11 protein-coding genes and 1 tRNA gene are annotated in these 15,570 nt (G+C 63.1%); 10 read left to right on the top strand and 2 right to left on the bottom strand.

Annotated elements, in window-relative coordinates; genetic code table 11:
* Window positions 1-57 precede the first annotated feature (57 nt).
* A complete protein-coding gene (locus tag VGN68_RS11225) occupies window positions 58-546 on the bottom strand; it encodes a flavodoxin family protein (protein ID WP_327476674.1) in 489 nt (162 codons plus the stop codon).
* A 65-nt stretch (window positions 547-611) separates the two neighbouring features.
* Here VGN68_RS11225 and VGN68_RS11220 point away from each other — a divergent pair, with 65 nt between their 5' ends.
* The 10 genes from VGN68_RS11220 (at window position 612) to VGN68_RS11175 (ending at window position 14,294) form a co-directional block, all read left to right on the top strand.
* Complete coding sequence (locus VGN68_RS11220; protein WP_327476672.1) at window positions 612-2,573, top strand: alkyl/aryl-sulfatase; 1,962 nt, start codon at window positions 612-614, stop codon at window positions 2,571-2,573.
* Window positions 2,574-2,731: 158 nt separating this feature from the next.
* On the top strand, window positions 2,732-3,262 hold the full coding sequence (locus VGN68_RS11215) for a PH domain-containing protein (RefSeq protein WP_327476670.1): 531 nt from the start codon (window positions 2,732-2,734) through the stop codon (window positions 3,260-3,262).
* Window positions 3,259-4,782, top strand: a complete 1,524-nt coding sequence (locus tag VGN68_RS11210) for a PH domain-containing protein (RefSeq protein WP_327476667.1) — start codon at window positions 3,259-3,261, stop codon at window positions 4,780-4,782. The genes VGN68_RS11215 and VGN68_RS11210 overlap by 4 nt, the downstream gene beginning before the upstream one ends.
* A complete protein-coding gene (gene recJ, locus VGN68_RS11205; RefSeq protein ID WP_327476665.1) occupies window positions 4,779-6,548 on the top strand; it encodes a single-stranded-DNA-specific exonuclease RecJ in 1,770 nt (589 codons plus the stop codon). The genes VGN68_RS11210 and recJ overlap by 4 nt, the downstream gene beginning before the upstream one ends.
* 92 nt (window positions 6,549-6,640) lie before the next feature.
* A tRNA-Glu gene (locus VGN68_RS11200) sits at window positions 6,641-6,716 on the top strand.
* 510 nt (window positions 6,717-7,226) lie between these two features.
* Window positions 7,227-9,899, top strand: coding sequence for a TonB-dependent receptor plug domain-containing protein (locus VGN68_RS11195; protein WP_327476663.1), 2,673 nt, complete (start codon window positions 7,227-7,229; stop codon window positions 9,897-9,899).
* Between the two features lie 121 nt (window positions 9,900-10,020).
* A complete protein-coding gene (locus VGN68_RS11190) occupies window positions 10,021-11,583 on the top strand; it encodes a sodium:solute symporter (protein WP_327476661.1) in 1,563 nt (520 codons plus the stop codon).
* Window positions 11,576-12,472, top strand: coding sequence for an N-acetylmuramic acid 6-phosphate etherase (locus tag VGN68_RS11185; protein WP_327476659.1), 897 nt, complete (start codon window positions 11,576-11,578; stop codon window positions 12,470-12,472). The genes VGN68_RS11190 and VGN68_RS11185 overlap by 8 nt, the downstream gene beginning before the upstream one ends.
* Entirely contained in the window at window positions 12,469-13,212 is a 744-nt protein-coding gene (locus tag VGN68_RS11180; protein WP_293700116.1) for a GntR family transcriptional regulator, read from the top strand. Before VGN68_RS11185 ends, VGN68_RS11180 begins: the two co-directional genes overlap by 4 nt.
* The gene (locus tag VGN68_RS11175; protein ID WP_327476657.1) at window positions 13,209-14,294 is read left to right on the top strand and encodes an acyltransferase family protein; all 1,086 of its coding nucleotides are present in this window, start codon (window positions 13,209-13,211) and stop codon (window positions 14,292-14,294) included. Before VGN68_RS11180 ends, VGN68_RS11175 begins: the two co-directional genes overlap by 4 nt.
* Here VGN68_RS11175 and VGN68_RS11170 read toward each other — a convergent pair.
* A complete protein-coding gene (locus VGN68_RS11170; protein WP_327476655.1) occupies window positions 14,291-15,550 on the bottom strand; it encodes an FAD-binding oxidoreductase in 1,260 nt (419 codons plus the stop codon). The two genes, VGN68_RS11175 and VGN68_RS11170, sit on opposite strands and share 4 nt — an antisense overlap.
* Window positions 15,551-15,570: the final 20 nt, after the last annotated feature.

Raw genomic sequence — 15,570 nt, 5'->3', positions numbered from 1 at the left:
TTTCGCGCTGCAGCCTGCATCCGTTGCATCGTCATCCCAAACTCGCCATCACGGGCTTCAGAAAATCCCCGCCGCGAGCCCCTCGGCCAGCGCGGCCCCCAGATCGCGGGCTGCGGCGAGGCGATCTGTTGCGATCGTTTTTGGCGCCAGAATCGCCTCGGGGGTCTGCGCGGCGGTGTTGACGATCACCGGATCGGCGATCCGTTTCAGCCGCCAGCCGGTCGCGATGCGGTCGAGCTGGCGCTGGGCGTTTTCGCCGTCGGAGCCCGCGCAGATGATCGTCGCATAGGGGCGGCCTTCGAGTTTCCCGAGGCAGGGATAATAGCAGCGGTCGAACATCTCCTTCATCATGCCCGACAGCGCAGCGAGATTTTCGGGGCCGATGAACAGATAGCCGTCGGCGGCGATGAGCAGGTCGGGCGTGACGTCCCCGGCGCCGACGAGGCGCGCTGCCGCCCCTGCCCCTCCAGCAGCGGCACGCGCCAGCGCTTCGCTGCCGCCGGTGCGGCTGTGCCATACAATCAGCAGGGTGGGCGCGTCGGTCATCCGCCGATGCTTGCCAAGCGGCGGACTGCGGCGCAAGCTGCCACCAAAATATGGGGGAGAATGACATGCGCCGAATGACCGCCCTGCTGCTCGCCAGCGCCCTGCCCTTTGCCGCCGTCGCGCAGGACGCCGCGAGCGAGGCGACGCGCACCGCGCAAGCTGAGCTCGCGAAACGCCTGCCGCTCGATGACCCGCGCGACGAGGCCAATGTGCTGCGCGGCAAGCTCGCCGAGATTCCGGGCGGGGTGATTTTGGACAAGGACGGCAAGACGGTGTGGGACCGGCGACCTTATGCCTTTCTCGAAACCAAGGTGGCGCCCGACACGGTCAACCCGTCGCTGTGGCGGCAGGCGCGGCTGAACGCGGTGCATGGCCTGTTCGAAGTCGTCCCCGACAAGATCTGGCAGCTGCGCGGCTATGATATTTCGGTGATGACGATCATCCGCGGCAAGAGCGGCTGGATCGTCGTCGACCCTTTGCTGTCCGAGGAAGCCGCGGCGGCGGGGTGGAAGCTGTTCGCCGACACGGTCGAGGCCAAATCGGGCAAGCGGCCGATCAAGGCGGTGATTTTTTCGCACAGCCACAGCGACCATTTCGGCGGCGTCGGCGGCATCGTAACGCCCGAGCAGGTCAAGAACGACAAGATCCGCATCATCGCCCCGCACGGTTTTTCCGAGGAAGCGACCGCTGAGAACGTCCTTGCCGGCACCGCGATGGGGCGGCGGGCGCTGTATATGTTCGGGGCAATCCTGGCGCCCGGACCCGCCGGACAGGTCGATACGGGGCTTGGCCCCAAGCTATCGTCTGGAACGATTGGTTATATGGAGCCGACCGAGACAGTTAGCGAAACGGGCGGTACGTTGACGATCGACGGGCTGGCGTTCGATTTCCTCGACGCGGGCGGGACCGAGGCGCCGTCGGAGTTCGTCTTCTACATCCCCGCCTACAAGGCGCTGCACACGACCGAAGTCGTCACGCGCACGCTGCACAATGTGCTGACCCTGCGCGGGGCGCAGGTGCGCGATGCGCTGCGCTGGTCGAAGGTGATCGACGCGACCTTGCTGAAATGGGGCGGCAAGGCCGAGGTCGCGCTGGCGTCGCACCATTGGCCGACGTGGGGCGTGGGCGAGGTGAGCGAATTGCTGGCGAACCAGCGCGACGCCTATCGTTATGTTCACGACCGCACGCTGTTCCTGGCCAACCGCGGCGCGACCTTGCACGAACTGGCCGATGCGACGCCCGAACCGCCGGTGCAGGGCGGCGATTTTTCGACGCGCGGCTATTATGGCACGCTCAATCACGACATGAAGGCGGTGTATCAGCGCTATTTCGGCTGGTGGGACGGCAACCCCGCGAATTTCAATCCGCTGGCGCCTGAACAATCGGCGCCCAAATATGTCGCGCTGGCGGGCGGCGCCGACAAGCTGCTGGCGGCGGGCAAGGCGGCGATCAAGGCGGGCGAGTATCGCTGGGCGGCGGAATTGCTGAACAAGCTGGTGTTTGCCGAGCCGGACAATCAGGCGGCGCGCGCGGCGCTGGCGTCGGCCTATGACCAGCTGGGCTATCAGGCCGAATCGGGGGCGTGGCGCAACTATTATCTGGCGGGGGCGGCGACGCTGCGCGGCAATGCGGTGCAGAGCCTGTCGGGCAATGGCCAGAGCCGGTCATTTGTCAGCGCGATCCCGACCGCGGTGTTTTTCGACGCGCTGGCGACGCGCTTCGATGCGGCCAAGGGGGCGGGGCTCAAAGGCACATTCCAGTTTGTCCTGCCAGACAGCAAGGAGACGGTGGCGGTCGTCGTTGGGGGCGGGGTGGAGGTGCCGCGCTATGGCGTCACCGACGCGGCGCCGACCGCGACGGTGACGCTCGATCGCAAAACGCTCGACGATGTGATGCTGGGGCAGGCGCAGTTTCCGGCGCTGATGCAGTCGGGGGCGATCCGGATCGAGGGGGACCGGATGGCGTTCCTGTCGTGGTTCGCGCTGCATCCGCCGGCGGACCCGCGCTTCAATGTAGTGGTGCCGTAAGCGTCTGCGCCGGAAACCAGCTTAAAACTCCGTTCGTGTCGAGCGAAGTCGAGACACCGTGAAGACAAGCAGGATCGATGGGTGTCTCGACTTCGCTCGACACGAACGGGATTAGATATTGGTTCAGTCCCGACCGATCACGCTCTAAAGGTGGTGGCATGACCGACACCCCCGCCATCCACGCGACCAATCCCTTCGACCCCGAGGCGCTCAACGCCGCCGAGGGGCTGGACCCGGTCGATCCCGCTTATGCCCAAGTGCTGCGCGTCGCGACCGCACTCAACCTGATCCCGCTCGCGATCGGGGCGAGCGTGTTCGATTATCTGCTGATCCGCCATATCGAGGGTCCCTACGGACTGATCACCGCGCTCGCCTGGCTGATCGCAATTACCGTCATCGCGACCTTCCCGTCACGGCGTGTCTCGCGCTGGGGCTACAAGATCGGCGAAGGGCAGCTGCGTGTCGCGCGCGGCTGGCTGTTTCGCACCGACACCATCGTGCCATTCGTGCGGGTCCAGCATATCGATGTCGGACAGGGACCGGTCGAGCGCTGGTTCAACCTGTCGCATCTGATCGTCCACACATCGGGCACGCACAACAGCACGGTCACCCTGCCCGGCCTGCCCGCCGACCTGGCCGCCGCGATGCGCGAGACGATCCGGCGCCACATCCAGACCGACTTCGCATGACCGACACCGCCGCGGCTGCGGCCGCTCCCATCATCGGCGAGGACGCGAACTGGCAGCGGTTGCATCCCGCGACGCTGGCGCTCGCGGTCGTCAAGCTGGGGCCGCGCAGCCTGAATTTCCTGCCCGCGGTCGCGGCGCTCGGCTTCACCGGCAACTGGGTCTATATCGTTCCCGCGATCCTCGCCTTCCTGCTGTTCTCACTCGTCGCTGCATGGTTCCACTGGCTGCGCTTTCGCTTTCTGGTCGGCGACGACGAGATCGTGATCGAAAGCGGGGTGTTCTCACGCCAGCATCGCACCATCCCGTTCGACCGCATCCAGGACGTCAGCATCGAACAGGGGCTGGTGTCGCGCGCGCTGGGCATCGCCAAGGTCGGGTTCGAAACCGGCGCCGGCGGCAAGGAGAATGACGCCGACCTCGACGCCATCGCGCTCGATAGCGCGCAAGCGCTGCGGACGACGATTCGCGCCCACCGCAGCGACGAGGTGGCGGTGGTTGTCACGGCCGATGCGCCCGAGGCAGCGCCAGTTCACGAAGACCGGCTGCTGTTCGCGATGACGCCGCGTCAGTTGCTGATCGCCGGATTGTTCAACTTCTCGCTGGCGGCGCTTGCGGTGGTCGGCGCCGCGATGCAGTTTTTCGACAATCTGCTGCCGTTCAAGTTCAACGCTTTCAACCCGATGGACTGGGTCGATCTCGCCGAGGATTACGGGCTCGACCAATGGCTGCTCGCGCATCGCTGGGTCGCGGGGATCGGCGCCGCGCTGTCGCTGCTGTTGATCGGCTTTGCTAGCGGCATCGCGACGATGTTTTTCGCCAACTGGAATTTCCGCCTGACCCGCGAACCGCGCGCGCTGCGTCGCACCCGCGGGCTGACGACGCGCACCGACGTCGCGGTGCCGGTGAAGCGCGTGCAGGCCGCGATCCTCGTTACCGGCTGGTTTCGCCAGCGCTTCGGCTGGCACGAGCTGCGTCTGCAGAGCCTGGCAAGCGACGGCGAGAAAGAGCGCGACCATCAGGTCGTCCCTTTTGCGCAGCTGGACCGAATCGACCCGGTGCTCGCCGAAGTTGCCATCGTCCGCCCCGATGGCGCCGCCGCGTGGCAGCAAAGCCACCGCATCATCGCCATCGGGCCGATCATCGGTGCGCTGTGCGCCGCAGTTGGTGGCGGCGTGGCGCTGTACCTGGGCAATGCCGTCGGCTGGCTTGGGCTGATCGCGGCGCCGCTGATCGCGATGCTTGCCTTCTGGGCCGCGCGCTTCCACCGCTGGACCGATCTTGGCGAGCAGGTCGCGATCCGCCGCGGCTGGTGGAAACCCAAGCTGACCTTGCTGCCGCACGCATCGGTGCAGAGCGTCGACCTCAAGAGCGACTTCATCCTGCGCCCGCTGGGCCTCGCGACTTTGGTGTTCGGCGTCCCCGGCGGCAGTTCACTGGCGAGCCATGAAATTCCCGCGATCCCCATCGCGACCGCGCGCGACCTGCGCGACCGCATCCTGACCGCGCGAGCGCGGGTATGAGCGACGCCGCGCTCGGTATCACCCGCTCGATCCTCGGCCAGCCCTGGCACTGGCGGCGAGCCAGCGCCGATATGGCCGCCGAAAATCTCGCCCCCGACGATCTGGTCACCCAGTTGCTGCTCGCGCGCGGGGTGAGCCGCGACGATCTCGACCGCCAGCGCGCCCCGACCCTGCGCGGCTTCATGCCCGACCCGTCGCTGTTCCGCGACATGGACGCCGCGGCGGCGCGGCTCGCCGATGCGGTCGAGCGGCAAGAGGCGGTGACGATCTTTGGCGATTATGACGTCGACGGCGCGACCTCGGCGGCGCTGCTGGTGCGGCTGCTGCGCGGGCTCGGGCTGCCCGCGGGCGCCTATATCCCCGACCGGCTGATGGAGGGCTATGGCCCATCGGGCGCCGCGCTGGTCAAGATCGGCGAGGCGGGATCTAAGCTGGTCGTCACCGTCGATTGCGGCGCGCAAGCGTTTGAAGCCATAGCAGAGGCCAATGTCGCGGGGGTCGAGGTGATCGTCGTCGATCACCACCAATGCGCCACCACCCTGCCCGCGGCGCTGGCGCTAGTGAACCCCAACCGGCTTGACGAAGCGCCTGACGCCACGATTCACGGCAATCTGGCCGCGGTCGGGGTCGCCTTCCTCCTCGGCGCTGCGCTGCTCCGCACCCTGCGCGCGCGCGGTTTCTTCGCGACGCGCGACGAACCGGCACTGATCGACCTGCTCGACCTCGTCGCGCTCGGCACCGTCGCCGACGTCGCGCGGCTGACCGGCTTCAACCGCGCGCTGGTGACGCAGGGGCTGAAGGTAATGGCGCGGCGCGGCAACACCGGCCTCGCGGCGCTGATGGACGCGGCGCGGCTGACCAAGCCGCCGACCGCGAGCGACATGGGCTTTGCGCTGGGTCCGCGGATCAACGCTGGCGGGCGCGTCGGCAAGTCGGACCTCGGCGTACGGCTGCTGACGACATCGGACCCGCAGGAAGCCGCCGATATTTCGCAGGAACTCAACCGGCTGAACGAAGAACGCCGCGCGATCGAGGCGGGGGTGCTCGAAGAGGCGATGGCGGCGAGCACCGCCTGCGGCAACGCCCCGGTCGCGATCGTCGCCGGACAGGGCTGGCACCCAGGGGTGATCGGCATCGTCGCCGGACGGCTGAAGGAACGGCTGCACCGCCCCGCGATCGTCATCGCGGTTGGCGAGGACGGGATTGGCAAAGGCTCCGGCCGCTCGATCAGCGGCGTCGACCTGGGCGCCGCGATCCTCGCGGCCAAGGAAAGCGGGCTGCTGGTCGCGGGCGGCGGCCATGCGATGGCGGCGGGGCTGACCGTCGAGGCCGACAAGGTCGATGCGCTCGGCGCCTACCTTAACGACCGCCTCGCCGCCGATGTCGAGCGCGCGAGCGGCGACAAGGCGCTGCTGATCGACGCCGTGCTGGCGCCGCGCGGGATTTCGCCCTTGTGGTGCGACGCGATCGAAAGCGCCGGTCCCTATGGTGCCGGCTGGCCCGCGCCGCGCGTTGCCACAGGCCCGGTGCGGATCGTCGAGGCAGGGATTGTCGGCACCGACCATGTCCGGCTGATCGTATCGGGCGACGACGGCGGACGGTTCAAGGCGGTGGCGTTCCGCAGCGCCGACACCGAGCTTGGCCAGACTCTGCTCCATGCGCGCGGCGGGCGAAAATTATGGCTCGCGGGGCGTGCCAAACGCGACGATTGGGGCAGCCGCCCGGCCGCGGAACTGCACCTGGAGGATGCGGCGTGGGCCGATTGAAACCACCCCGCGCAAGTTTTTTGCGCACGTGGGGCGCCAGCGCGCTTGACCGTATGGATATGCGCGTCTAATGCGCCGCTTCACCGAACGACGGCCCCTTCGTCTAGCGGTCTAGGACGTCGCCCTTTCACGGCGAAAACACGGGTTCGAGTCCCGTAGGGGTCACCATCGGCAGAAGTCTGCGGCTTAGCGCGTAGACGGGAAAGCCCGAAGCGGCGAGTTCCCCCAGCGGTTCCCCCCACACGTTCCCCTAACCAGCCTCAACGGCCCAATTGCGACATCGAAATCACCGCCACCCGAACGACGACGTCCGGGGCGATTTGGAGAGTGACGTTCATATACGAAGCGATAAGCCCGGACCATTCGCGGAGGAGACCGGTCATGGCGATGCTACGGACATCGAATGGCCTCCGCCATGCCAAGGCTGCTCAAGGCGAGGTTCGAGGCAATTTTGCGGTCAGCGGACAGGCACGTCGCGCCGAAAGATCAACTTTTCAACAGCTGTCGACGGCACAAAGCAGCGTTGCCGACCGATATTGGTATTAAAATGGTATTGCATATGTCTTACCGTAATGTTACGGGCCGTCAAATTGACAGAGGGCGTCAGTCGGAAGGGGTTTGGGCATGAGAGGGAAAACTTCGAAACTATTATATGGCAGCTCTGCGGTCCTAGGGCTGATGGCAGTCACCACACCAGTCAGTGCTCTGGCGCAGGATGCGACCGTTGCGGCAGAGGATGACGGCGGGATTATCGTTACCGGCACGAGGATCAAGAGCGCGGGCCTTTCGTCGACCAGTCCGATCAGCACGCTTGAGGGCGAGCAGATCCAGCTGCAGCGCGCCGTCACCATCGAAGATATTTCGGTCAAGATTCCGCAACTTGCCGGTGGTGTGAACTCGACATCGGTCGGCAGCGACGCCTTTGGTGCGCAGACCCTGGACTTGCGCAATCTTGGGCAGAACCGAACGCTGGTTCTGATCAACGGGACACGGGCATTGCCGTTCAGCTTTCGCAACGCCGTCGATGTCAATTCGATACCGGCACCGCTTCTGAAGCGCGTTGATGTTCTGACCGGCGGCGCAGCCGCGGTCTACGGCGCCGATGCGGTCGCAGGCGTGGTCAATTTTATCATCAACGACGATTTCGAAGGGCTGCAAGCGAACATCAACTACCGCGCCGTCGCCGGTGGCGGGTCGCAGAAAAGCGGCCATTTGATGGGCGGCATGAAGCTGGGCGATCGGGGCAGCATCGTCGGCTATCTGGAATATACCGATCGTGACGCGCTGCTTGCCGGCAATCGCCGCTTTGCGCGAAATGGCGCAGCCACCCTGCCGATCGGCGGCAATTTCACCGATGTCGCGAGCGGGCGTACATTTTCTTACGATGCCAATGGTGCCTTCACGCTGACACCGCAATCGACGGACTATACGCCGCTGTTTCTGCTTGCGCAGCCGCTCCGCCGGTTCAACGCCAATGCGTTCTTCAAATATGAGCTGTTTGACGGGGTCGAAACTTACGGCCGGGTCATGTATTCCAAAGTGGAAACGCAAGGGGGCACGCGCTCGGGGCAAAATCCTCCGACGACAGGCACCGCGGGCATCAATGTCCAGATTGCCGAAACCAATCCCTTCCTCGATCCGCAGGCGCGGGCGCAACTCACGTTCGTAAATGGCTTTGCCACCGTCAATGTCCGCCGTTCGCTTGGCGAACTGGGGCCGACCTTTGCCGAGAACGAGCGGGACAACATCCAGGCCCAGATTGGTTTGCGCGGCGAAATTACACCGGCCATCAGCTGGGATGCCTATTATCAATATGGCAGATCCAAGGAATCGATCACAGTTAAAGGGGACGGCCTGCGGTCGAGTTTCGCGGGCCTGGTGAACACCACCGATATTTTCGGCCCGGGCGGCGATTTCACCAGCGTGCTGCGGGATTTCGATTTTGGCGATCGCAAGCGCACCCAACAGGTGGCTTCAGCCTATATCGCGGGCGACACGAGCGATTTTTTCAACGGTTGGGCGGGCCCGGTCGGATTTACGGTCGGCTATGAGTTTCGCAAAGAAACCGGGCGCTTTGCCTATGGCTCCGATCTTGGGACTTCGTTCAATCAGGGCGCTGAATCTGCGCCACCGATCCCGCCGTTCGTCAAGGTCAACGAACTGTTCGGCGAGTTGGTCGTACCGTTGCTGTCCAACGTTCCACTGATCCAGCAATTGAATGTCGAAGGTGCCTATCGGAAATCCTGGTATGCAAAGTCGGTGGGGCCTTATCGCAGCTATGATACCAACAAGTTGGGCATCAACTGGACGGTGAGCGACGATCTGCGCTTACGGGCAACGCGCCAGACGGTCATTCGCGATGCCAATATCGGCGAGTTTGCCAACCCGGTGTTTTCGATCCCCTTCGCAAATCTGCGTACCGTTGCCCGGTTGTTCCCGCGTTATGCGGGTGACCCGTGCGTCGGCGCGACGAATGCCGCGACGGTGACCCAATGTACCGCGCAAGGATATCGCGCGGCGTATGATTCGAACAATCCGGCCAATCTTACGGGCGGCTACTTCTTTGGCGGCAATGCGAACATCGCGGCAGAGCGCGGCAAAACCTATACTGTGGGAGGGATATTCACACCGCGCTTCATCCCGGGTCTCAACCTCTCGGTCGATTGGTACAAGATCAATATCCGTGATGCCGTAGGCCAGATCCAGCCGATCGACGCGATCACCAGTTGTTATGTCACCGACCCGCGCGCCGACAACCCGTTGTGCGCCGCGGTCACGCGCGATCCGGTGACCGGTTTCATCAAGGACGCTTTCGTCGATGACAGGAACCTCGCCTCGATCAAGCAGGAAGGTATCGATGTCGATTTCAAATATGCGTTCGATGTCCCGTTCGGCCTGCCGGGCGACAATTGGAGCCTTGGCTATCAGGGCAGCTTCGTCACCGACTATACGATCCAGCGTAACGCGGTGCTCACGCCGGTCGATTGCAAGGCCCGTTATGGCGCGCCCTGCTCCTCCGATCTCGTCACACTGGTGGTGCCCGATTACCGTCACCGCGCCACCTTTACCTGGGACAGCGAGCCGCTGACCGTGCAATTCGGATGGAAGCGGATCGGATCGGTCAAAGACAGCACGGCGGGCAGCGTAGGCAAGATCGATGCGTTCGATTATTTCGATTTGAACATCGCGCTTCGCCCCCCCATCGAAGGGCTTTCGCTGACTTTCGGGATCGACAATATCTTTGCCAAGAAACCACCAATTGCGGTCAATCCGGGCGCATTCAATACATTCCCCGATACCTATGACGTGCTTGGCAGGACTTTCGGATTTTCACTGACCATCCGCAGATAAGCGGTTCGCGGAGGAGCGAATGATCGGTTCGCTCCTCCGCTGATCCGCCGCCGAAACCTTCATTCATCATGACATTCGCCTGGCTGGCATTTACTCTGCCGAGAATGGGGAGATTTGGCGAATGACGCCACTGCAGTTCACGGCGCTGGATTGGGGCATATTGGTTGGTTATGTTGGCATCCTTGCGGCTGCCGGCTATTTTTCGACCCGGCGCAATATGCAGAATGCCGACGATTATTTCCTTGCCAGCCATCACGCGCCAACCTGGCTGGTGGCGGTGTCGGTGCTGTCAACGGTCCAATCGGCAGCGACATTTCTGGGGGTGCCCGACAACAGCTTTCGGGGAAACTATACCTATCTCACCAGCACGATCGGCGCGTTGCTTGCCGCCTGGTTCGTTGCCCAAGTGCTCATTCCCCGATTTTATGCGATCGGCGCCACAACCGTTTATGAATTGCTCGAACAGCGTTTCGATGTGACCGCGCGCCGCGCGGCTGGGGCCATGTATCTGGTCGGCCGTATCTTCGCGAGCGGTGCGCGGCTGTATCTGGCGGCCATAGCTGTCTCGATGATCATGTTTCTTGATGTCGAACCACAGCATATCGTGATTGCGTCATTTACACTGCTCATATTCGGCCTTGCCTTCACTTTCATGGGCGGACTGAATTCCGTGATATGGAGCGATTTGGTGCAGGTGGTACTCTATGTCGGGGCAGCCGTCATGGTGCTGGTCTTTCTGCTAGTCAAAATACCGGTTCCCCTGCCCGAAATACTGGACAGCCTGACCATGACGCCGTCGGGCGACAAGACACAGGTCATCGACTGGTCCTTCAACCTGACGGCGCCTTTTTCGATATTTGCGGCTGTGACCGGGCTCGTGCTGCTGAATATCGGCAATTCGGGTCTCGATCAGGACACCACGCAGCGCCTGCTCGCCTGCGACAATGCCAAACATGGGAGCCGCGCGCTCTATGCGTCGGTCTGGGCGTCCATCCCGGTGATCCTGCTGTTTCTGGTCATCGGCTCGCTGCTGCACATATTTTACGAGCGTCCCGATCTGATGGGATCCAGCGGCCAGGACGTCGTCCAGACGTTTCAGGGCGAAAAGATCACGGTGTTCATGCATTTCATACTCAGCGAAATCCCGCCGGGGCTCCGGGGGCTGGTGACGGTGGGCGTCATCGCGGCGGCGGCCATCAACTCCGGCCTGATCTCAATGGCGGCCGTGCTGATCAACGATTTCTACCGGCCGTGGAAAGAACCGCGCGGCGCTGCCAGTGAAAAGCACTTCATTCTGGCGGGACGTGTGACCACCGTGCTGCTGGGGCTGGCGCTCTTCATCATGTCGATCCTGTGCTACTATTGGCAACGTTACAGCAGTCTGCCGCTGCTGGAATTCGTGCTGGGGGTCATGGCTTTCGCTTATTCCGGATTGCTCGGGGTTTATTTTACGGCACTGTTCACAAAGCGTGGATCGTCGGCCTCTGTCATCGCGGCGCTGATCGCAGGCTTTCTTACCATTGTCGCCTTTCAGGGATATGTCGTCGATATGCTGGGCCTGCCCGCCGCCATGAAAACGATCGCATTCCCCTGGCAGCTGTGCGTCGGGACGGCCGTTGCGACGGTCGTGTGCCTGATGGGCTCTCAATCGAAATCCGTCACACCGAGTATTGCAAATGCCTAATACCGAAAGCCTCAATCCGCGATTTGCCGACATCGACAGCTGGCCGACCATAGAAGCCGTTGAAGCCATGCTCGAAGGCCAGATGGCTGCCATCGCTTCGTTAAAGAGCCAGACCCCGCACATCGCCGCCGCCGCAGAGGCGGCCGCGGCGCGGCTTCAGAAAGGCGGTCGGCTTGTCTATGTCGGCGCCGGAACGTCGGGACGGGTTGCGGTTCAGGACGGCGTCGAGCTGGGGCCGACCTTTGGATGGCCAGCCGAGCGTTTGGTATATCTGATGGCAGGCGGCATCGACGCGCTGGTCCATAGCGCCGAAGGCGCCGAAGACGACGCGGACGATGCCATATCAAGGATCAGCGAATCCGGCGTCAACGCGGATGATGTTGTCATTGGCGTTGCGGCCAGTGGTCGCACGCCCTTTACCATCGCGGCGCTGACCGCAGCAAAGGAAGCCGGCGCACTGACGATTGCCATCGCCAATAACGCGGAAACCGCACTGCTTCACGCGGCGCACCATGGCTTATTGGCCGCAACGGGCAGTGAAGCCATTGCCGGGTCGACGCGGATGAAGGCCGGAACCGCGCAAAAAGCCATCCTCAACCTTCTCTCCACCGCGATCATGCTGCGGCTTGGCCGCGTGTATCGCGGGCTGATGGTGGATATGGTCATTTCCAATGACAAGCTGCTGAACCGGGCCTTTGGGATCGTCAGAGCTTTAAGCCATTGCAGCGAGGCTCTGGCCATCGAGGCCGTGCATCTTGCCGGAAATGACATCAAGACGGCGGTGCTGATCGCCCTCGGGAAAGACCCGTCGGAAGCAGCAGCACTGCTGCGCGACCATGGCGGCATATTGCGCGATGCGATCAAGGCCATGGACGGAAAAGCGCCGTGAAATCGGCTTCGGCCCATAGCAGCGAGCACAGCAATTCGCCGATCTACATCAAGCTCGCCCATCGCTTGCGGCAGCAGATAGAGGATGGCGCGATCAGCGCAGGCGAGGCGCTTCCATCCGAGCGTGATCTTTGCAAGATCATGGGCGCGTCGCGGGTTACCGTGCGCAAGGCGACCGAACTGCTGATCGAAGAAGGATTGCTGTCGAGACGCCAAGGGTCGGGAACCTATGTGACGCCGCGCATTCAGGCACCAGGCTCGTTTCTCAGCAGTTTCAGCGAAGACGCCGAGGCGCGCGGCGAAGCGACGGACACGATCTGGATCATGAAAGCGATCGGTTCGGCGACCGAAGAGGAAACCCGGATCCTGGAGTTGCCAAAAGGCGCCGATGTCGCGCGGCTCAGCCGCGTTCGCATGGCCGGCGGCGAGCCGTTGGCGATCGAGAATGCGGTTGTTCCGGCCGACATGCTGCCCGACATCACGCATTTGGGAAATTCGCTTTACCAGGCGCTCGACCAGCGCGGCAACCGGCCCGTGACCGGCCAGCAGAAGATCCGCGCGGCGCTGGCGGGGTCAACCGAAGCCAGCCTGTTGTCCATCCCGGAGAATAGCGAAATCCTGCGGATCGAACGGCTTACTCGCCGGGCAGACGGACGGCCGGTCGAACTCACCCGGTCGGCTTATCGCGGCGAACGCTATGAATTTGTGAGCGAACTGCGCGGGCCTTTTGTGGTCTTGTGAGCAAGGCTGTACCCGATCGCGATCCATCGCTCGACAGCTTTCGCGGCGTCGACGTGCTGTTGATGATATTGGTGAACATACAGGGAGATGGAGCGACCGCATTTGCGACGCTCCGGCACGCCGAATGGAACGGCCTGACATTTGCCGACCTGGTATTTCCGATATTCCTGTTGATCGTCGGGCTGTCGGCGCCGTTGGCGCTCGACAAGCCGGGCCATGTGTTCAGCTGGGCGGCGATTGGGCGGCGCGCGTTTCTGCTCTTCCTGATCGGCGTCCTATTGAGCTGGCTCATCAGACCGACACTCGATCCTGAACTGATCCGGTGGACGGGCGTGTTGCAACGTATCGCGATCGTCTATCTGATCTGCGCCGCGGTCATTGTCATCAGGCGCAGCGCCGTGCTGCCCCTGTTCATCGCCGGGTTGCTGCTCTTATTTCACTCATGGATGCTGCTGACGGTCGGAACACCGGCGGGAGCGCCGCCCAGCATGGAACCGGGCAAGGGGATCAGCGGGTGGCTCGATCAAAATCTTATCCCGGGCCGGGTGTTAAGGCAAAGCTGGGATCCCGAAGGCGTGTTGTCGACGCTGAGTGCGGCAGCCAATGGCTTGATCGGCGTTGCGGTGATGCGCTGGATCAAGCGCCATGTCGTTTCCAACCCGCGCCTTGCGCTGGCGGGTTTGCTCCTGCTGGCCGCAGGGCTGGCGCTGACACCTGTGTTGCCACTGAACAAAAATCTTTGGACCGCCAGTTTCGCGCTGGTCACTTGCGGCATCGGGATTCTGTTCTGGACATCTCTCAAATCGATATGGCCCAGCATTGGCGGGAACAAGGTCGCCCGGTGGACCGCAAGTCTCGGCCAGGCCGCGCTTACGCTCTATGTCATTCATATGGTGCTGATCGCGATCATCGTCCGCGAGCTGCCGAGCGGCGCGACGATATGGGCGGTGACATATCAGGGTCTTGCCCGCGCCGGACTGCCGGCGCCGATCACATCCCTGCTCTACGCCATTCTGGCCGCGGCGATTTCCTGCGCCATTCTTCCGTGGCTCCGGCGGCGCGGCTGGGTGCTCAAGGTTTAGAGCCTGTCCAGAAATATCTTGCCGGGGTTGAACAGGCCTGACGGGTCCAAGGCATCCTTGATCCGCCGCATCGTCGCAACGCTTTCGGTACCATGTTCGCGCTGCATCGCCTGTCGTTTGCCCAGCCCGATACCATGTTCGCCGGTGCATGTGCCGCCGACCGAGAGTGCGTGGTCGATCATGGCTTCATTGATGATGCGGGCTTTGTCCCAGCTGGCCCGATCGTCAGCCTGCAATATGAAGAAGATGTGGAAATTGCCGTCGCCAACATGGCCAAGGATCGGCGCAAAGAGGCCCGACGCTTCGATGGCGGTTTTGGCGCGGGTGATTGCATCGCTCAGCTGGCTGATCGGGACGCATATATCGGTGATCCAGGCGACGGCCCCGGGCACCATATTTTTGGCAGCCCACAGCGCCTGGTGGCGCGCCTTCCAGAGCGCATTCCGATCTTCGGTCGCGGTCGCAAACTGAAGCTGGCCGCCGCCATTCCCCTCGCCGAAAAACCGAACGAGGGACAATTGGTCGGCCACGCTGGCCTCCGATCCGTGAAATTCAAGGAACAGCATGGGTTTTTCCGGCAGCCCCAAAGCGCTTTGCCGGTTGCAGGCCCGGATTGCCGCCTCGTCCAGCAATTCCATCCGCGCGATCGGCACGCCCGACTGAATGGTTGCGATGACCGTATCAACCGCACCCTCCACCGTGCCGAAGTCCCATGTGGCAGCGAGGATTTTGTCTGGCTGGCCATGCAGCCGCAAGCTTGCCTCGACAATCAGGCCAAGCGTCCCTTCCGCCCCGGTAAACAGATGGGTGAGGTCATACCCCGAGGCGGACTTGCGCGCGCGCGTTCCCGTCGAAACGACACGACCATCGGCTGTCACCACTTTCAGCCCCATGATATTGTCGCGCATGCTGCCGTAGCGGACGGTGGTCGTCCCCGAAGCACGCGTCGAAATCATGCCGCCGAGCGAGGCATTGGCACCGGGATCGACGGGGAAAAACAGCCCGGTGGCGCGGATGTCTTCGTTCAGCTGCTCGCGGGTCACGCCGGGTTCGACGACGCACAAAAGATCGGCGGCGATGACGTCGAGGATGCGTGCCATGCGGCTGAAATCCACGCAAAGACTGTCGGCGTGGGTTATCGCCGCATTGCCCTCCAGCGACGTTCCGGCGCCATAGGCAACGATCGACCAGTTTTCTTCGGCGGCTGTTTTCACCAGCAGCTGTACGTCTTCGACCGTATCCGGCTGAGCAACCAAGGACGGTGTTCGATGCGCGT

The sequence above is a fragment of the Sphingopyxis sp. genome, from assembly GCF_035998965.1.
GTDB lineage: Bacteria > Pseudomonadota > Alphaproteobacteria > Sphingomonadales > Sphingomonadaceae > Sphingopyxis.
The sequence above is the reverse complement of the archived record's forward strand: the minus strand, read 5'-3'. Positions and strand labels throughout refer to the sequence as shown.